The 19,707-nt window shown below is 66.7% G+C and carries 10 protein-coding genes; 1 reads left to right on the top strand and 9 read right to left on the bottom strand.

Annotated features, from left to right (window positions below; genetic code table 11):
• Window positions 1–76: 76 nt before the first annotated feature.
• The 5 genes from AC0VYD_RS09810 to AC0VYD_RS09790 all read right to left on the bottom strand — a co-directional run bounded on the left by AC0VYD_RS09810 (window position 77) and on the right by AC0VYD_RS09790 (window position 8,917).
• Entirely contained in the window at window positions 77–3,562 is a 3,486-nt protein-coding gene (locus tag AC0VYD_RS09810) for a LamG-like jellyroll fold domain-containing protein (RefSeq protein ID WP_475479563.1), read from the bottom strand.
• Window positions 3,563–4,838: 1,276 nt separating this feature from the next.
• Complete coding sequence (locus AC0VYD_RS09805) at window positions 4,839–5,306, bottom strand: hypothetical protein (protein WP_475479562.1); 468 nt, start codon at window positions 5,304–5,306, stop codon at window positions 4,839–4,841.
• Between the two features lie 419 nt (window positions 5,307–5,725).
• Window positions 5,726–6,469 carry a hypothetical protein gene (locus AC0VYD_RS09800; protein WP_475479561.1) on the bottom strand — a complete coding sequence of 248 codons (744 nt, stop codon included), beginning with the start codon at window positions 6,467–6,469 and terminating at the stop codon, window positions 5,726–5,728.
• Between the two features lie 297 nt (window positions 6,470–6,766).
• Window positions 6,767–8,125: an LCP family protein gene (locus tag AC0VYD_RS09795; RefSeq protein ID WP_475479560.1), complete on the bottom strand. Its 1,359-nt coding sequence runs from the start codon at window positions 8,123–8,125 to the stop codon at window positions 6,767–6,769.
• Window positions 8,126–8,395: 270 nt separating this feature from the next.
• Window positions 8,396–8,917 (bottom strand): hypothetical protein, encoded by a 522-nt coding sequence (locus tag AC0VYD_RS09790; protein WP_475479559.1) that lies wholly within the window; start codon window positions 8,915–8,917, stop codon window positions 8,396–8,398.
• Between the two features lie 448 nt (window positions 8,918–9,365).
• Here AC0VYD_RS09790 and AC0VYD_RS09785 point away from each other — a divergent pair, with 448 nt between their 5' ends.
• Window positions 9,366–9,929: a dihydrofolate reductase family protein gene (locus tag AC0VYD_RS09785; RefSeq protein ID WP_475479558.1), complete on the top strand. Its 564-nt coding sequence runs from the start codon at window positions 9,366–9,368 to the stop codon at window positions 9,927–9,929.
• Window positions 9,930–9,955: 26 nt separating this feature from the next.
• Here AC0VYD_RS09785 and AC0VYD_RS09780 read toward each other — a convergent pair whose 3' ends face one another.
• From AC0VYD_RS09780 to AC0VYD_RS09765, 4 genes are all read right to left on the bottom strand, one after another.
• Window positions 9,956–10,501 carry a VanZ family protein gene (locus tag AC0VYD_RS09780; RefSeq protein WP_475479557.1) on the bottom strand — a complete coding sequence of 182 codons (546 nt, stop codon included), beginning with the start codon at window positions 10,499–10,501 and terminating at the stop codon, window positions 9,956–9,958.
• Window positions 10,502–10,591: 90 nt separating this feature from the next.
• Complete coding sequence (locus AC0VYD_RS09775) at window positions 10,592–16,075, bottom strand: ATP-binding protein (protein ID WP_475479556.1); 5,484 nt, start codon at window positions 16,073–16,075, stop codon at window positions 10,592–10,594.
• Window positions 16,076–16,314: 239 nt separating this feature from the next.
• Complete coding sequence (locus tag AC0VYD_RS09770; RefSeq protein WP_475479555.1) at window positions 16,315–16,575, bottom strand: hypothetical protein; 261 nt, start codon at window positions 16,573–16,575, stop codon at window positions 16,315–16,317.
• A gap of 180 nt (window positions 16,576–16,755) precedes the next feature.
• Window positions 16,756–19,458 carry a pectate lyase family protein gene (locus AC0VYD_RS09765; RefSeq protein ID WP_475479554.1) on the bottom strand — a complete coding sequence of 901 codons (2,703 nt, stop codon included), beginning with the start codon at window positions 19,456–19,458 and terminating at the stop codon, window positions 16,756–16,758.
• Between the last annotated feature and the right edge of the window lie 249 nt (window positions 19,459–19,707).

The following is a 19,707-nucleotide window of genomic DNA, read 5'->3' as shown; positions in this document are numbered from 1 at the left end:
GGGTTCCTCCCGCCCGGCAGGTGCGCGCCTGCCGGGCAGATCACAGGGCTCGGGGATGGCGGGGGTTGGTGGGGTGTCAGGACACGGGCAGGTATCCCAACCTGACGCTGATGATGTCGGCTTCGGTCAGCACGCCCTGGTAGAGGTGGACGTCGCTGATGTCGCCGGCCCACTCACCGTTGAGATTCGACTCGAACTGGGAGGCGCCGATCACCACCGGGCCGTTCGCGTGCCAGGCGTCGGGAACCTCCACGGGCTCCTGCGCCGCACCGTCCACGTAGAGGGTGGCCTCGCTCAGGGTGTGGTCGTAGGTAGCCGCCAGGTGGGTCCACCTGCCGAACTCGGGGGCGTGCTCGGACAGGGAGCGGTGCCAGCCGCTGGCCCCGGTCCGGTCCTCGGGCGGCAGCTTCATCACCCAGTTGTCCCAGTCGTAGGTGTGCTGGTAGCTGAGGTAGAAGGCGCTGTGGTCGGTGCCGTTCTGGGCCACCGCGGCCGCGTTGTGGCCGACCTCGTCCAACCGGACCCAGGAGGCGACGCTGTAGCTGCGGTCGGTGCGCACCGCCGGGGCGTCGGTGTGCAAGTGTTCCTTGTGGTCCGTGTTCAGGCTGACGCCGGGGGCGAAGGTGACCTCGTTCAGGGCCTGGTTCCAGGCAGTGAGCGGGTCGGCCTCCAAGGTGGCGTCCAGAGCGTGGTCGGAGGCGTCGGCCGCGACCGTTCCCTCGGTTTCGTCCAGGCGCCAGCGCCCCTCCAGGGCGGCGGGACGGTTGGCCAGTTCCCAGACCTCGGAGCGGGCTTCGCCCTCTTCCGCCACAGGGGTGTCGAAGATGACCCGGTCCCATACGCGGACGTCGTCGATTCCGCCGCGCCAGTGCTCGGAGTTGTTCGTGGAGGAGCGTGCGCCGCCCACCATCAGGGGGCCTTCGGCCTTCCATGGGGTGTCCAGGTGGCCGGTGGTCTGCTGTCGTACTCCGTCGACGTAGAGCACCAGTTGGCCGTCGGCCGGGTCGAAGGTGCCGAGCAGGTGGGTCCACACCCCGGTCTGGGGGGATGCGTCCGACAGGGCTCGTGACCAGCCGCCGACCCCGGTCTCGTCCGTGGGGGCCATCTTCAGCACCCACCTGTCATATCCCAGGGTCTGCTGGTAGCCGAGGTAGAAGCCGCTGTTCTCCAGGCCGGTCTGGGCCACCACGCTGCGGTTGCGGTCCTTGTCGTCCATGCGTACCCACGCCGAGACCGAGAAGGCCTGGCTGGTGTCCACCACCGGTTCCTCGGTGACCAGGCGGGAGTTGGAGCCGTCGATGTCGATCGCCGCGCCTTCCAGGCGCTGGGTGCCGCCGCTGGTGGGTCCCACACGGCCACGCACCCAGTCCACACCGTTGGTGGCCTCCAGGGTGCGATCGCCCGCGGAGTCGGTGACGGTGGTGCCCTGGCCTTCGTCCAACGGCAGATGGGAGACCGGGTCGGCCGGGGAATCCACGGTGAAGGTGTAGGCCAGACCGCACTCGGAGGAGTTGCCGTAGGCGTCCACGGTGCGGGCATGGAGCAGGTTGGGGCCGTCCCGGTTCGGAGTGATCACCACCGTCACGCTCTGTCCGGGCTCGTCGAGTTCGATCTCGGTGGAGCAGGAGGCGTCGTTGACGCTGTAGTGGTAGCTGGTGGCTTCCTCGACACCGTTGTTGGCGAAGGTGAACTCGCCCGATCGGCCCACCGATCCGTGCGCCTCGTCCCCGGCCGGGTAGTCGGTCGAGGTCACCTCGGGGCCGGAGTCGGGTTTGGTGGTGTCGATCTTGATGTAGCACCAGGACGACCACGGTCCCCAGTCGGACCGGTCGTATCCGCGGACCCGGTAGGCGAGTAGTTCCTTCTCTGGCAGGTCGGAGGCGGTGACCGGTCGGTAGCTGCCGCCCGACCACTTGCCCACGGTCACGTAGGCCGAGTCCGCTGACCCCACAGTGGTGTCGTCTTCGACGCTCTTCCACTCGAATCGGGACTTGACCTGCTGACCCACCCAGTAGGAGTCGCGGTCACGAATCTGGGCGTTCAACCTGATCTCGGTGTCGTTGACCAGCCTGGGCTGGTCGGCGTCGGTCGAGCACACCCCGCCCAGGGAGTCGGAGAGGGTGGAGGTGACCGGCTTCTGCGGAGGGTGGTTGTAGTCCACCACCAGCACCGGGGGCTTGTCCTTCACATCGAACCTGCGCCAGGCGGAGGTACCGGACTCGTTGCGCTCCTTGAGCCGCAGGTAGATGTGCGAGGCGTCGTTGTCCAGGCCCCACTTGTAGGCGTCGGTTGCGTCGAACTCCACCCCGCTGGTCGAGGGGCAGGTCGCCCAACCACCGGTGACGTTCTGGGTGTCCAGCACACCGCCCTGTGTGGAGGGCTGGTTGTTCCAGGTGGTCTTGCTGTTGAATGCGCTGACCCGCTGCAACTGGATGTAGGAGTTGCTGTTGCAGCTGTAGGCCCAGTCCACCTCGGTGCGCAACGTGGCGGAGTTGATGATCGTGTTCGGGTGCATGGTGCGACCCATCATCGTGAACTGGAAGAACGCACGGCGTGTGTAGACGCGATCCCATTCGATGCGCCCCACGCCCACGCTGTCCTCACCCGAGTCGTTGAAAGTGGGTTGATTGGGATAGGCCCGATCAACTGAGGCCCAGTTCGGGCGGCTGGCGTTCACGGACGGATCGATGTAGACCGGGAACTCAGTTGACTCATCCACCAACATGCCCTGGTCGGGTACCAACCTGAGCCGGTCGACCTCCACCGACGTGTCGAGCAACTCCATGCGGGCACCGGACGGTGCCGCTACCGTCGGGTCCTCACTCTGGCTCTGCTCTTCCTCCCCCGCTGAGTCCCACATAGCTGGGGCCCGAGCGGAGAACACGCTCTGGCCGCCAGCATCGCCCGTCGCGTCCAGGTTGCCGTGCTCGTCGACCGTCATGGTCACACCGGTGGTGTCCAACGGCAGGTCCAGCTCAGCCAACTCGGGCAGCTGGGCGGCTTCGGCGGTGTGCACGACCAGCACCTGGGTGAAGCCCTCCACCCCCGCGGTCAGTACCAGGTCCACGTCCGGCAGCACATCGGCGTAGGTGGCCTGGTCCCCGTCCAGCACCGGTTCGGGGAGCTCACCCTCCCATCCCAGGCTGACGCTGTTGGATCCGATCCCGATCCGGGCCATCGCGTCATCGCCGCCTCCGGAGAAGGCGATGTCCATGCCCGCCGCCTTGGGGCGTACCGACCCGTCCTCGGCCTTGACCAGGGTGGTGTCCACATCGACCCAGCCGTTCTCGGAGCGCACCCGCGCCGGCAGGGCCGAGATCTCCGCGGTCAACGACCCGTCCGGGTTGGCGAAGTGCTGGGTCTTCTCATCGGTCAGCCCCGGAATCTCCACCCGCTCACCGGACTGCTCCGCCAACGCCAGAGCGTCCAGCTCCTGCTGTTCCTCGGAGGTGGCCGGGTCCGGTGGTTCGGGTTCCGCAGCCGCAGGGGGCGCGAAAAGCAACGAGAGTGCCACAGCAGCAGCGGTCGAGACCGCCGTCGCGCGGGGCATGGAGCGACGCATGGGGGATGCCGTTCAGTCAGTTGTCAGGGGATGTGAGGACCATGGGTGATGACTCACACCCACGATCCGCAAGGGACCTTAACTAAAACATCCGGATCATTACAAACGGGACATAGTTCGCACAGAGCTTGTCCGCGAAGAACTGGTACTCAGACCCACTTCTGGCCTGCGAAGAAACTCTGCTGTCCACATCCGGCCACAGAGCGGTGCATCGATCCCGGGGTGCGACGTGCGCTCCTGGACAGACGGCCCTGCCCTCTCCTTGAGCATGAGAACTCGACCGGGGGCGGCCACTGTCCGGACGGTGCGTCCAGGAGTACTCACCCCCGAGAGCGAGCACCATCCAGCGCCGTGCCTGGTCATGGAGCATGGGAACACCTCAGGGCGTGCCGGGATCCTCGCACGAGGGTCGGGTGGCTCGGCTCCGACGTCACGTCGCGTAGATACGCGTGGCCCAGGCGTATTTTCTCCGGGCACCTTTGAGAGGTAGCGCGAAGACCAGTGCCCAGGGCTGCGTACAGGTCAGATCCGCCCGCGAAGGCGCGACAGAGATCGGGGACACCCAACCCCACTCTCACCGCCCCCACGCCGCCTGGGGCCACTTCCTCGACCAGGCCGCTATCGACCACACCGCCTACGGACGCCTGTGCCCCGAGTTTCTACCTGCCGAGGGATCCACCCCCACCCCGAACTCCCCCCACTCTCGCCTACACCAGGACAGAGTGGAACGCCTTCAAGCTCGGAGCCTGGGCAGGAGAGTTGCGCGACACCCGCCCCGGGGCGTCCCCGTGAACTGATAGGTCATCGGCACCCTGACTGCCTTCCACTGAGTGGCCCGAGCTCCTGCCGCAAGACTGAACCGGGTAGACAGCCGATAGCCCGAGCTTTCTGGCCCCAAGGGTGCAAATCCTCGCAACGAGCGCCTTTGAGTGCCCCCTCTACGGGAATCGATTCGATCCGGAGTGCCCGCAGGTATACGCCGATGTTCGGGAGCCTGCTCGGCAAGGCACTCAAGGCCGACGAAACCCTCTCCTTCATGCGCGGGCTCCGCTCGACAACAATCCGGCCGAGCACGAGGTGCGGATGTTCGAGACCCGCCAGAAGATATCGGGATGCCTGAGAAGCCTGGACAGGCCAGGCAGCTCTGCGCTGCGCGCTTCTATTCCGCGACCGCAGCCAAGCACGGGTCAGCATCTACGATGCCCTGTCCAGGTTGCTCGAAGGCGAGTTCTGGGCACCCAAAACCGCATGACCTCTCACCGGAAAATATGAACCGTTACGAAAAAATCAAACAGGAAAAAAACAACACCGAGTAATAAAAGAGCCCAGCAATGAGCATCAGGGACAGATCCCACCGCCTCCGCTGCCGAACCCCAGTAGAATCAAATGCAGTCAACCCGCGAGACCTCTCCTTGATTTCAGCATCCATCACCCTGGCAACACGCCTAAAATTCCTATACTGCAACGCAAGAGAAAAAAGAGAATCCGGAAAAGCAACAGACTTTACCCTAGTACCATTTTTCAACACAAGCTGCACCCCACCACTCCAACTGACGGATTTAATTAAACCGATCTCGACATCAGTCTCTGTAGAAAAATTTCTAACCGTGACCCTGTCCGAACCCACATCCACGCCAGAGAAAATGCAGAGCTTGAAAATAAACCAAATCAAAACTGACACAAACGGCAGCAGCAGGATCAATGCCACAACGCCATCCGTGAAGATTTGACTTGCATTGGCCACCGCTCCTCCAAGCCCAATGAACAGGACTCCAAAAAAAGCAGCTACGACACAGGCAAAGGCGACAGAAGACCATCGCCGAAACCGGACTACGCGGCTCTTATCCGCTCTCACTCTTGACAATCCCATCTAGTCGGCAACAACGAAAGCCACCACACAACCTCGATCTGTGCGCAGCGAAACCCTCAGATGGACCCAGGAGGCTGTCCCCACTCATGGCTTGAAATATCATTTCCGAGAACAGCACTCGAATATTCACACTGAGGAACTCATTGCCAATGCGTCGAAACGGGAAGTGGGTTCTCAGTCCTCGGCTCTTCATTCCGTACCTCATCGCATCATTGAGCCATCCGCTGCACGCGTCACCGACACCAAATCCTACAAACTTCTACTGGCCTGCCCTTAAACACCACGGCGACTCATCAAGCTGAAAAGAATGCGAAAACAGCAATCAATACATAAAACAAAAAAATGGCGAGGAACACACTGAAGGATGGCCAGAACCTCCATCTATCCCCAACCTCAACACACGCACCACAAGGACCGTGATCAGCAACCACATCTTTAATATGCGCAGCGACTCGCCCATGCCTTGCATAGCCAGAAATTGCTAAAACCAGAGAATCAGGGAAGGCAGCAGATCCGTATGAACGTCCACCCCTCACCTTGATTTTCAAGCCCCCGCGATAGGCAATCCCTTCAATAAGACAAAATGGTATCCTTGCCTCACTAAATGGGTTCACCAATACAATTTCGTCGCCCAAAATTTTGACTCTTGCAACACACCCCATTTCATAAATAAACCAAGACATAAAGACCATGCCAAACGAAAGGAAAATCCCATTCGAAAGATCACTCTCGCGACCCCGACCACTCGGGCCATAGAACGGCGCCATATTCATAGCAAAGGCAAACAAGAGAAATAATCCAACAATAATACCGCAAGTCACGCGACTTGTAGGATTATTGAACGAAATTTTTTGCACCAAGGGCTCATCCCAAAATTTATCGGAGTGCTTGGTGAGGCACTTGTAGCAGACGGGGTGCAGACAATACTGAGCACGGCCAGGGAAGTGGAGGCCCGGGGCTGAGTATCGACCGGTGGCGCCGGACCAGTCCAGCAGGGTGCGTGTACCCAGTTCACGGAGGAGGATGCAGTGGATCATGGTCCGAACCGTCTCGGTCCAGGCATTTCAACCAGCGGTGCGCGGTGGCTCGGGTGACTCCGCGCAGACCATCGGCCTTGCCCCAGGAGCACGCCGAGGCCTGGACGAACAGCACCGTGGTAAGCACAGACCTCTGGTCCACGCGAGAGCTGGCCGGTCTTGGGGGCAGGGACCGTAGCGGCTGGATAGTCTCCCAAAGCCCGTCGGGCGACACAACGCCCCCAAGGCGTGATCGTGCCGGGCGCGAATCTGGCTTGCGGGACTCTTGAGACGGCCTCTTATCCGTGGTCGTCGACTTCACGCGGAGTCGGCGGTGTCCTCGGCGGCGGACGCGGTGTCCAGTCCGTCCAACGCGCCCTCGCCGCTGCCATCGGTCTGGGCGGAGCCGTCGCTGGCCAAACCGTCCCAGTCTGCCGCCATCACCAGTTCCAGCTCCTCGCCGAATTCGGGGACCTCCTCGGTCCGTACCGTGTCGAGGGCGCCAGCGAGGGTCTGCGCCGCGGCCTCCTGGCCGGGAGCATGGTAGATGGTGCTCTGCTCCGGGTTGCGCGGCCCGGGGTTGCCGATCTCGGAGACTGTGAATCCCTGGTTCTCGAGGAGCCCCCGCACGGTCTCGGCCAAGCCGATCTGAACGGTCCCGTTGAGCACTCGCAGAGACACGTCGCCGGGTTCGACGGTGGGTTCTTCGGACTCCCCGCCCTCGCCCTCGTCCCCGCTCTCGTCCTCGGGCAGCACATCACCGGCGGCGATCGCGGCGAACAGATCGTCAGCGGCGGGCTGTTGGGGGTCCACCTTGTATTCGTGGGTCTGTGAGTCCACGACCGGCACCATCACCATGTTGATCCGGCTCAGGTCCACCTCACGCATGGCTATGGCCAGCTCCGCCATCCTGTCAACGGTGAACCCGTCGTCGGTCACCATGCTGTCGGTGACCGAGCCCAGGAAGTCGTAGATCGTCGTGGGTTTGGACAGGATCTCGCCACTGGTGACCTTGCGCAGGATGGCACCGATCAGCCGCTGCTGGCTCTTGATGCGCCCCATGTCGTTCTTGTGCTCGGTGCTCTGGCGGGAGCGGGCCAGGGCGAGTGCCTGTTCACCTTTGAGGGTCTGCGTCCCCGGGTCGAGCGACAGGTGGGCCTTGGGGTCGTCGAGCTCCTCGGGGATGCACAGTTCGACACCGCCGATGGTGTCCACGATGTTCTCGAACCCGGCGAAGTCCACCATCACCATGTGGTCCAGGTGGATGTCGGTGGTCGTCTCCACGGTGTTGCCCAGGCAGTCCAGACCGCCGTAGGTCGCGGCGTGGTTGATCTGCTGCGGTCCGCCGGACCAACCGGGGAAATCACCAACCGGGTCGCACCGGGGGATGTCCACGATCAGGTCGCGGGGCAGGTTGACCATGGTCACGGTGTCGTTGTCCACGTTGATGTTGACGACGACCAGCACGTCGGGGCGTTTGCCCGCCGACTCGTTGTCCCCGACCAGCAGCAGGATGTTGTGGATGCCCGCGACCTGTTCGGGGCGGTCGCCCCAGGCGTCGGTGTTGATCGCCTCGGTCTCGATGCTGAGGGTGTCGCGGTACCCCGCGTACACGGTCAAGCTCGCTGCAATGATCAGACCGGTCATCCCGCACGCCACCCACTGGCCGAGACTCATCCTCCCGGCCGGGGTCGGGAACACGTTTCCGGGAGCCACAAGGCACCTGCGATTCGGTATGGGACAGGGACTGATCCGGTCGTGGCGGGGTCAGGACATGCTGTACGCGCAGCGACACGGAGGTAACGAGCGGATGCTATCGGAAGGTGCGTACCGTGCCAGATCGCACTCATCCAACGGGCGCCTCAGCGGGTTCATCTACTTGGTTACTCCCCGACGGGAATCCTCCCACCGCTAAACCAAGGTCCGACTTCCAGAAGGACTGGACCATCACGGAAGCCAAAGCTGCAAGCTATTCAAGTACCAGAACAACACGAAGACGAAAGCCCAAACCCCCAAAAGGAACATCAGGTTCATACGCAGACGGACCACCGGCTCTTCAGAAACAAACCTCCCACCTGCGGCCTCCTCCCTCCTGGCCCTGTCAATCAACACAGCAGCCCGTTTCGCACTCGGACTCCCCAGGAGCATCGCCAGAAGAGATCCCTCGAATGCGGCGGAATCCAGAATACGCCCGCAGTGCAACTCCAACGCCAAAGAGCCATCACTCACCCGAACTTCCCTGATGCTGGAGATCGGCACTGAAACTCGAGTGAAGTAGTTGTTCAAAACAATCTCATGCTCACGGATCTCCACATTCCTGAGAAGCCCGATCTTCAACTGGATCCAGAAAACGGATCCGAACCCGACAGAGGCGATCAGCACCCCCGGCCACGGAAGCTCAGTGAATGTTGCGAGCATGCAACTGAAGACAAACAGTGCGAACGCAACCACCACGGCGAAGAAAGCCACGCCATAGTTTCTACACACGACACGAGAGGCCACCTGAAACACTTTCATTACGCCATCCGACAGTGTGCTCGGGCGAGCGGAGTCCCTGCTTCCCAACTCTCCTCATCAAACACGGACCGAGATCGCCAAGGCCAGGGCAGGCCGGAGGAACCTCCGGAACACAGGAGTCAGGTACGCCCGTCCAGCACATCAAGAAAACCTTTTCCATAAATGGTGGATAGCAAAAATAATTGACAAAACAACACAGATCGATCCTTTTCTGTACCAGCCGCAGGAACACCTGCTTCTCCTCAGGCCGCCGTCATACTAGGCGCGGGCTCCGGCGCACCGCGCACCCAGGTCCGACCTCTGGCGCCCCCACACGAAAAAGAACCTCCCGACGTGTCGAACGCGGGCCGGGCCGTTCGTCGAGAGGATGTAGGCGCAACCCAGCAGTGAGGAACCGAGCATGCGCACCCTGATCGTCACCGCGTTCGTGTCCGTCGACGGAGTCATGGAGGCTCCCGGCGGGGAACCCGGGTACCGGAACTCCGGCTGGACCTTCAACGCCGTCGAGATGGACGAGGCGGCCTACGAGATCAAGAGCCGCGAACAGGAGGAAGCCACCGCCCTCCTTCTGGGGCGGCGCAGCTACGAGGCCTTCTCCCCGGTGTGGCCCTCCATGGCCGAGTTCGCCGGGTACAACGCCATGCCCCGCTACGTCGTCTCCACCACGCTCATCGAGGACGACCCGCGCTGGCCCGCCACCGTCCTGCGGACCCTGGACGAGGTCGCCGAACTCAAGGAGACCGAGGGCGGCCCCATCTCCGTGCACGGCAGCGCCGCGCTCGGCCGTTCGCTGGCCGACGCCGGGCTGGTCGACCGCTACCACCTGTTGGTCTTCCCGCTGCTCCTGGGCGCGGGCAAGCGCCTGTTCAGCGACACCGACAAGGACGCCACCAAACTGGACCTGGTCGAGCACGCGGTGTACTCCAACGGCGTCCAGAAGCAGGTCTTCGACGTCGTGCACTGAATCCCGGCCGCCGGGGCGCCGCGGCCTCAGGACCGTCCGGGCCGGGCCGCCGCCCGGTCCCCGGCGGGACGCCACCAGAACCAGGTCAGCGCCGCCCCGGCCAGGGCGCCGAGGACGTTGAGGATGACGTCGTCGGTCGACGCCACCCAGCTGTCCTCGCTCAGGTACTGGAGGGCCTCGATCGTGACCGCGATCCCCGCGGACGCCAGGGCCACCCGGGAGAAGGACGCGAACACCCCGGAGAAGGCCAGGGGCAGCAGGGCCCCGAACGGGGCGAACAGCGCGATGTGCCCGCCGTTCTGGTACAGGGTGGTCGAGTTGACCCCCGTACTCCACATGTCGGCGAACGGGACCAGTTCCACGCCGTGCCGACCACCCGGGTTGACCAGGGTGAGGACGACCACCGGCACCAGGGCGAAGACCACCAGGACGTCGAACACGGCGCGGGAAAGCGCCCCGCGCCAGCCGTGTCCCAGGCCGAGACGGACCAGGAACACCACCAGGACCAGAACAGCGACCACGGGCAGCAGGGCGAGGAGGGAGAACAGTCCGGTGACCGAGGAGAAACCCATCGGGCCAACCTAACGATCCCCGCGCTCCCCTGCACACGGACGAACGGCCGGCCCCCGCAAGGGCCGGCCGTTCGTGCGTTGTCCGGCCCCCTAGCGCTTCATACCGCGCTCGATGGCCTCGATGATGCTCGGGCGCAGCTCGGCGGCGCTGATGATCGCGTCCACCGAACCCACCTCGACCGCGCGCTGGATGCTGTGCACGCTGTCGAACTCCGCGGCGACCTCGCCGAGCTTCTCCGCGCGGACCGCGGACTGCACCTCGGACAGTTCGGCGCTGAGCTCGGCCCGCTCCCCGGCCCCGGCCTCCGACACCCGGGTCTGCAGCTCGGTGACCCTCGGGTCGGTGGCGGTGCGCTTGTTCACCTCACCGGAGAACACCACCGCCGCCGCCGGGGCGCCGCCGAGCACCGAGGCGAAGGAGCCCTCCAGCGCCAGCACCGTCATGTTCGGGTTGAGCGCCTTGGAGAACACCACGAACGCGCCGCCGTGGTAGCGGGAGATCACGCAGAACACGATCGGGCCGTCGAAGTTGACGATCGCCCGGCCGATCTCCGCGCCGTACTCCAACTGCAGCTTGCGCATCGACTCCGGGGAGCCGTCGAACCCGGACAGGTTGGCCAGCACCACCAGCGGCCGGTTGCCGGAGGCCGCGTTGATCGCCCGCGCGGTCTTCTTGGACGAACGCGGGAACAGCGTGCCCGCGGTGTAGGTGTCCGGCCCGTCGGTGGGCGGGAACCCGTGCCGCTGCACCGACTTCGACTCGATACCGATCAGGCAGACCGGCCAGCCGCCGATGTGCACGTCCTGCACCGCCGAGGTGTCGGCGTCGGCCATGCCCGCCCAGCGCTCCAGCACCGGGTGGTCCTGGTCGGACAGGGCCCGCATCACCGTGCGGATGTCGAACGGCTTCTTGCGGTCCGGGTTGTGCTCCGCCGAGAAGATCTCGCCGACGGTGGTGAAGTCACTGCCCTCGATCGCGTGCGGGAAGTCGGAGACGTCCCGCTCGTCCGCGTCGCTGGTGACCGCCTTGCGCGGCGCGCCCTCGCCGGGCACGACGTAGGTGTGGTCGTAGTGCGCCATCAGCACGTCGCGGGCGGCCGGCAGGTTCGGCGCCCAGTACTGCGCCTGGCCGTTCGGGCCCATCACCCGGTCGTAGCCGCCGATACCGAAGTTGTCCTCGGCCGACACGCCGCCGGAGAAGTCCAGCGACTGCTTGCCGGTGAGCACCATGGTCGAGTCCGGCGTCATCACCAGGATGCCCTTGGTGTGCATCAGCATCGTCGCCTCGGCGTTCCAGTACGGCTGGGCGCCGACGGTGATGCCCGCGACCACGATGTTGATCTCGCCGCCGTCCTGGGTGAACTCCACGATCCGCTTGAGGGCGGCCGCCACCCAGTCCATGTTCTCGGTACCCGAGGTCATCGAGATCCGTGCGCCCGCCGAGAGCGCGAACCACTCCAGCGGCACCCGCATCCGCTCGGCCAGGTCGATCGCGGCGATCACCCGGGTGCACTCCGGCTCCGACAGCGCGCCCAGCGCCTTGGTCGGGTCGCCGAGCAGCACCACCCGGGTGACGCCCTCGGGGTGCCGTTCGGTCGGGGTCGTGACCACGCCCGCCACCATCGCGGCGGTGTTGCGGCCCCTGGGCCGGTCCACCGGGACGAGCGCGCCGTGCTCGTCGAGGTCGTGCTCGGTGAAGGTGCCCTCGGACCCGGCGAGCATGCCGGTCAGCTCGTACGGGTAGACGGTTCCGCGGCGGGCGGCGCGCAGCACCTTCTGCCGGTAGTCGTCCAGCGGCTGGACCGGTTCGGTCGAGGGCCGGTCCACGTGCACGCTCGCGCCCTTGCCCGGGTCGAGGGTGATCCGCACGGCCGTCTCGGTGAGTTCGCCCTCGTCGGTGCGCTGGCGGGCCACGAACTGGACCTCCTCCAGCCCGGCGCCGTCGGTCGTGGGCAGGATGCGTTCGACCAGCGCGTTGAGCTCGTCGATGCTCAGCTCGGCCGGCGGCCACACGTACATCAGGATCCGGTTGGTGTCGAACCGCTTGTTGTGCGGCCGCTGCGCCTGGATGTTGCGGATCGCGTCCAGGCAGGCGGCGAGCGTGCCCTCCACGGCGGGCAGCGCGACCAGTCGGCCCTCGGCGTCCCGCAGCGGCGTCAGGTCGCGGACCTGGCCCATCGCGAACAGCCGCTCGTCGGCGGGGTTGCTGCGCGCCACGGCCTTGAACAGGTAGACCTCCTCGTCCGCGGACGGCAGCCGGGTGAGGTCGAACTCCCGCAGGCGCTCCAACTGCAGCCGCTGGGCGATCTGCGGGTGCAGGCCGCGGATCAGCCGGTCCTCGGCCAGTCCCCCGTCCTTCGGGCGGAAGGTGAAGTGGTGGTGCATGACGGCGCCGCTGGTACCGGCGACGGTGGCGGTGATCCGGCGCACCCCCTCGGGCAGCACGCGCTCCGCCAGGACCTCCCCGAGCCGCACCGCCATGGCGTCGGCGTCCGGCTGGTCCTCCCAGGTGAGGTACAGGTCGGCGACCAGGCCGCCCTCGGGTGCGTCGGCGGCGAGTCCGGCGACGGCCCCCAGCGCGTCGGGCAGGGCGGCGATGTCCACGGCGGTGGTGACCACCCGGGCCGTACCCTCGGAGCCGGTGTGCTCGGCGGTGACCAGCTGGCTGCCCGCGGCCCGGAGCGCGGTGACCCCGGACAGTCCGCGGTTGCCGTAGTAGCGGCGGGTCAGTACCTCCAGCAGCGGTGCGTGGTCCTTGCCGGGGCGGCCGATGCGCTGGCCGATCAGCCGGACCAGCGGTTCGGAGCTGGCGACCATGGTCTGGATCCGCTCGGCGCGGTCCGGGGCGTCCGGGTGGCGGTCGAGGTGGCGCAGTTCGTCGCGGACCGCCGCGTAGACCCTGGCGCGGTTGCGGCGCAGCAGCGGCTGGGTGAACCAGCGGAACACCACGCCCCGGGACAGGTCGGAGACCGCGGGGAAGCGCACCTGGGTGGCCTCCACCAGGTGTTCGAGGACGAGCCCGGCGCGTTCGGCCACCGCTTCCTGGGGCGGTGCGTCGGCCAGCCACCGGCGCAGCAGCTCCGAGACGATGGTGACGCAGGCGCCCATGCGCTGCTGGGCCAGGAAGATCCGGAAGACCGCGTTCTCCAGCTCCGGGGTGCGGTCGAGGTCGGTGACGCCGTAGTGGGCGAGGACCCGGGTGAGCTTGGTCTGGAAGCCCTCGGTGACGCCCGCGCGCTCCACGTCCAGGCTCTGCAGGTAGCTGTGGAAGTACTCGCGGGGGCTGTGCACCCGGCTGTCCTGCGCGCTCTCCAGGGCGCCGCCCGGCTTGTTTCGGCTCAGTTCGGACAGGTCGGCGAACACGGTGAGCAGGTCCAGTTCGCCCTCGACCTGCCGCGAACCGAGTTCGGCGCGCGCGGCAAGGTAGTCCGAGAGCACCCGCTCGCGTTCGGCGGGTGCGTAGTCGAAGCCGAGCAGCAGGCCGCGCAGGTCCCGCAGGCCCTGTTCGGCGCGTGCGGCGGCGGAGGCGGCCGGGGGCTGTTCGGGCAGTTCGATCTCGACGGTCTCGGTGGCCGCCTGCGCGTCCTCGGCGCCCTCCTCGGCCAGCGGCTCCAGCCGCATCAGCGGTGCGCCGGTCTCGACCTGGCCGCCGACCGCCACCGGGCACTCGCGGACCCGGGCCCGGAAGGGGGCGCGCAGGACCGTCTCCATCTTCATGCTCTCCAGCACCAGGATGGGGGCGCCCGACTCGACCTCGTCGCCGACCGCCAGCGGTGTGGCGACCACCAGGGCGGGTGCGGGGGAACGGACGACGCCGCCCTCGTCGCGGCTGATCCGGTGCGTGACGCCGTCGATCTCGACCAGGTGGATCGGCCCGTGGGTGGCCGAGACCATCCGGAACCGGCGGCCGTTGACGGTGATGTTGCCGCTGTGGGTGTCGAACCGCTCCACCTCGACGTCGGCGGGGTACACGTCGCCGCCGCCGCAGACACCGACGCGGAACCGGTCGTGCCCGGTCCGGGCCACGTTCACCCGGTAGCCGACGCCGCGGAGCTTGAGGTCCAGGGGGCGGACGGTGTCGTGCTGCACCTGCGGGCGGCCGCCGTGCGCGGTGGACAGCAGCTGCTGGCGGCTGGCCTCCTCCTCGTCCTGGTAGGCCTCGATCGCGGCCGCGGCCAGGGCGATGGCGGAGTGGCGGTGGGTGACCAGGCGGCCCTCGGCGCGCACCCGGTCGATCCAGCCGGTGTCGGCGCTGCCGTCGATCACCTCGGGCTGGGCGAGCAGGTCGAGCACGAAGCTCTTGTTGGTGGCGCCGCCCTCGATGATCACCGTGGTCTCGGCCATCGCGCGGCGCAGGCGGCCCAGCGCCTGTTCGCGGTCGCGGCCGTAGGCGATGATCTTCGCGATCATCGAGTCGAAGTCGGCGGGGATGCTGTCGCCCTCGCGGACACCGGTGTCCACCCGGATGCCGGGACCGGCGGGCATGCTCAGCCGGGCGATGCGGCCCGGGGCGGGCGCGAAGTCGCGGTCGGGGTCCTCGGCGTTGAGGCGGGCCTCGACGGCGTGCCCGGACTCCTCCGGCTGGGTGCCCTCCAGCCTGCCGCCTCCGGCCACGTGCAGCTGCATGCGGACCAGGTCGGTGCCGGTGGTGAGTTCGGTGATCGGGTGTTCGACCTGGAGCCGGGTGTTGACCTCCAGGAACGCGAAGAGCCGCTCGCCGGGGTGGTAGAGGAACTCGACGGTGCAGGCGCCGCGGTAGCCGACGGCCACGGCGAGCCGCTCGGCCGAGGTCTTGAGCTCGACGGCCTGGTCGGGCTCCAGGACCGGGGAGGCGGACTCCTCGATGATCTTCTGGTTGCGCCGCTGCACCGAGCAGTCCCGCACGCCCAGCGCCCAGGCGGTGCCCTGCCCGTCGGCGATGACCTGCACCTCGACGTGCCGGGCGCCGGTGACCAGGCGTTCCAGGAAGACCACGCCGGAGCCGAAGGCGCGCAGCGCCTCCTGGCTGGTGCGCTCGTAGGCCTCGGTCAGGTCCTCGGCGGAGGCGACCATCCGGATGCCCCGGCCGCCGCCTCCCGCGGAGGCCTTGAGCATCAGCGGGTAGCCGATCTCGTCCCCGGCGCGCAGGGCGTCCTCGAGGGTGGAGACCTCGCCGCGGCTCCACGGCGCGACGGGGACGCCGACCTCCTCGGCGATCAGCTTCGAGCCGATCTTGTCACCGAGTTTGCGCATCGCCTCGGCGCTCGGGCCGACGAAGGTGACGCCGATCTTCTCGCACAGCTCGGCGAAGGCCGGGTCCTCGGCGACGAAGCCCCAGCCGACCCAGGCGGCGTCGGCCCCGGTCTCCAGCAGGGCCCGTTCCAGGACGGCGAGGTCCAGGTAGGGGCGTGCGGAGGCCGGTCCCAGGTCGTAGGAGACGTCGGCCTCGCGGACGAAGGTCGCGTTGCGATCGGCGTCGGTGTAGAGGGCGACCGTCTCGATCCGCGCCCCTGTTTCCGCCGAGAGGTCCCGGACGGCGTGGATGAGCCGCATCGCGGCTTCCCCACGGTTGACGATGGCGACACGACTGAACACCGGATGCCCCTCCCAAGTACCAACACACAGAAGGCGACGTCCGGGTCCCGGAGCGCCGCCTGGCCTGGTATCCAGCTTGCTGGATTACCTCCAGGTACACCAATGTCCCGAATTGCTCACGCCGGAGCCGCTGCTTTGTGGGATCTCCACAAAAAGTGCCCCGCACCGCACCGCCGGACCACCGTTTCGCGCGAGGTTTGCCACAATCCGCCGGATGCGGGGGGTCGGCGCGCCCCCGGTCAGGGGGTGACCGAATCCTCCCGGAGGGGGCCACCGGAGCCGGAGGCGGCGGGGGCGACCGGTTGCCGCAGGACGGTGCGGAGTTTCTCGGGTGCGGCCCGGCGGAGGTCGCCGAGGTGGACCTCGTGGTGCCTGCCGACCGTCCGCAGCCCGGTCTCCGGGATGAACCCGTCGTGCGTCCGCGCGAGTACGTCCGCCTCCTCGTCGAAGGGTCCGACGTGCAGCGTCTGCACGCAACGGCCTTCGGAAAGCGCTTCCAAGCGGATGTCGTCGAGCCGCGGCGGTCGTTTCCCCGCCCCGGCCCGTCCGCGCTCAGCCCACGAGACACGTCGCCCGGGACAGCGGTCGGGACGGCGGACACCGGAAACGGCCGGCCCGCCCGAATGCATCGGGCGGGCCGGTCGGCGTCCAGGCCGCTTCGGCGCTGTCGGCCGGATCGGTTACAGGTCGACCTCGCTGCCGCCGATGGTCACCACGAGGCGGCCGTCGGAGTCGAAGCTCCAGTCCAGGTCCCCGGAGTACTGGGAGCAGCGGGAACCGTTGGAGCCGTCCCAGAACTGGTTCGAGCCGTCGGCGTCGCCCCGGTACCGGTCGGTCGAGCCGCTGTCGCACGAGGTGTTGCCGCGGAACACCGAGTCGCCGCCGTCGAACTGGAAGTTGCGCTCCTCGTTGCCGATGCTCAGGTTGTTCGAGACCGTCACGCTGCCGGGGTTCGAGTTGTAGGTGAACCCGTGCTTGCCGTTCTCGAAGGCGATGTTGTGGTGGACGTCGTGGTCCACCGCGATGCCCGCACCGCCGAGCTTGAACCCGTTGCGGTCGCCGTCCGAGTGCTGGGAGCCGTCCGAGAGCGAGCCGTTGCCGTACACCAGCGAGTGCTCGATGGTCACCTCGCCGATCGGGCCCGTGTCCGACTTGGTGTACAGGTCATAGCCGTCGTCGATGTTGTTGTAGGCCACGGTGTGGCGGAACACGTTCCCCTCCCCGACGGTGAGCTTGGGAGCGAACCCGTCGGCGTCCTCACCGTCGGAGTCGGCGTTGTCGTGCGAGACCGAGCTGACGATCAGGTTGTTCGAGGGCCACTCCGACTCGGGGGCGCCGGCGGTGTAACGCGACAGCTGCAGTCCGGTGTCGCGGTTGAACCGGGTGGTCACCCTCTCGATGACGTTGTCGTTGCCGCCCAGCAGGATGCCGTTGTCGCCGGCGCGCTCGACGACGATGCCGTTGATGTGCCACCAGTCGCCGCCGATGGCCAGTCCCCGGTTGGCGGAGTCCTCGCTCTGGGCGGAGAAGTCCAGTACCGGGGTCTCGCCGGGGTAGGCGAACAGCTCGTTGCGGTCACCCGAGAGGCCGTCGTTGCCCGGCTCGATGCGCACCGTCTCGGAGAGGTCGTAGGTGCCGCCGCGCATGTAGATCGACCCGCCGGGCTCGATCCGGTCGATCGCCGAGGGGAGCGTGGTCGGGTCGGACTCGGTACCGTCGGCGCCGTCGCTGCCGCCCGGGGCCACGAAGAGCTCGTCGCCCGAGGGCGGCGGGGTGTCGCCGCCACCGTCCGGAGGGGTGTCCCCTCCGTCGTCCGGGGCGGAGTCGGCGTAGGTCTCGAACTCGGCGACGCGCGGCGTGCCGTCCGAGCTGGTGATCTCGAAGTTGATCTTTCGCAGCGCCGTCGGGTCGAAGGTGATGACGCCGGCTCCGCTGCCGGTGGTCAGGACGTCGCCGCTGTCGTGCTCCACGACCCGCCAGGAGCCGATGTTGCCTTCGGCCCCGGCCGCCTCGCGGATGTTGATCGCGGACACCGTGGTGTCGGAGTCCCACTTGACCGAAATACGGCCGGTCGAACCGGTCGGCGACCAGTAGCTGCTCATGTCGCCGTCGATGACGTTCCCGTAGCTGGTCCCGCTGGCCTTGCCGGATCCGTCGGCGCCGGCCCCGATGCTGAGGTTGGTCCCGTCGGGGGGATCGGTCGGTTCCGGCTCAGGCGGGTCGGTCGGGTCCGGGTCGACCGGGTCGGTGGGGTCCGGGTCGGTCGGCTCGTCCGGCTCCTCCGCCTCGCAGTTGCCGTCCGAGGTCCGGTTGCCCTTGCCCGCGCCCGCGGTCTGCTCCAGCACCTCCAGCACGCAGCCGGCGTCGTCGAGCTCGTAGGAGTACGGGATGCTCACCGAGGTGTTGGACTGCGGGTCGGGTCCGGCGGGGTAGTTCTCGTCGCCCTCGTCGGACCAGGTCACGTTGTCGAAGATGTTGCCGCTGACCTCCCAGGAGCCCTTCTCGTTGGTGTAGAAGGTGCCCAGGACGTCCTTCGAGTCCTTGAAGTAGTTGTTCTCCACCTTCGCGCTGGCCCCGGCCCGGGAGTTGATGCCGGACTTGTGCAGCTCCGAGTAGTGGTTGTTGTACATGTGCCCGATGCCGCCGCGCAGCAGGGGGGCGCGCGAGTCGATGTTCTCGTACAGGTTGTGGTGGTAGGTGACGTAGCCGTTCGAGCGGTCGCTCTCGCTGGACCCGACCAGGCCGCCGCGGCCGGAGTCGCGCAGGATGCTGTAGGAGAGGGTGACGTACTGGGTGTTGTTCTTCATGTCGAAGAGCGCGTCGTAGCCCTCCGACTCACCGCCCGAGGCCTCCAGGGTGACGTGGTCGACCCAGACGTTGCGGACGTCGCTCTCCATCCCGATGGCGTCACCGCCGTTGGACGTGGGTGAGCCGGACTTCTTGACGTTCCGGACGGTCACGTTCTGGATGATGATGTTGCTGGACTCGCGGATGTGGATGCCCAGCTGGTCGAACACGGCTCCGCCGCCGGTGCCGACGATCGTGACGTTGCTGATCCGCTTGAGCTCGATCACGTCGTCCGCGGTGTCGCAACCGTCGCCCGACACCTTGGAGGTGTTGCCGTGGTTGATGGTCCCCTCCACCTCGATGATGATCGGGGTGTCGGTGCTGGACCGCTCGCACAGGGCCTCGTGGATCTCGGTTCCGGTGGTGGCCCGGACCGTCTGCCCGCCCGCGCCGCCGGTGGTTCCGCCGTTCTCGCTCGCGTAACCCGTGGCGTCGCCGGTCTGCGCCGATGCCGAGGACATCGTGCCCAGACCGGCCGCCACCATGGCGGCGACGGCCAGCGTCGACAGGAGTCGACGGGTGCTTGTTCGTCTCACTGCTTACCCTTCGTAGTGGGGCATGAGCTTTGAAGTGCTTTACCTGAGAGTAGAGAAAGCGCTTTCCATGTCAAGGGGTGTTAATGCAACCGTTTGCAGGGCGATCGGACACCCCTGCGGCCCTACAAGCCCGTGTACTGCGTATTCACCGGAATCGGGCGCTGAATTCGGAACCGGGTGCCCCAAATCGTGCAACCGCTTGGACACCTCGCCGATACACGGCGGGCCGGATGCGGACGCCCGGGTAAC

The sequence above is a fragment of the Nocardiopsis sp. iso_40 genome, from assembly GCF_056173285.1.
This window is presented reverse-complemented; position numbering and strand designations above follow the sequence as displayed.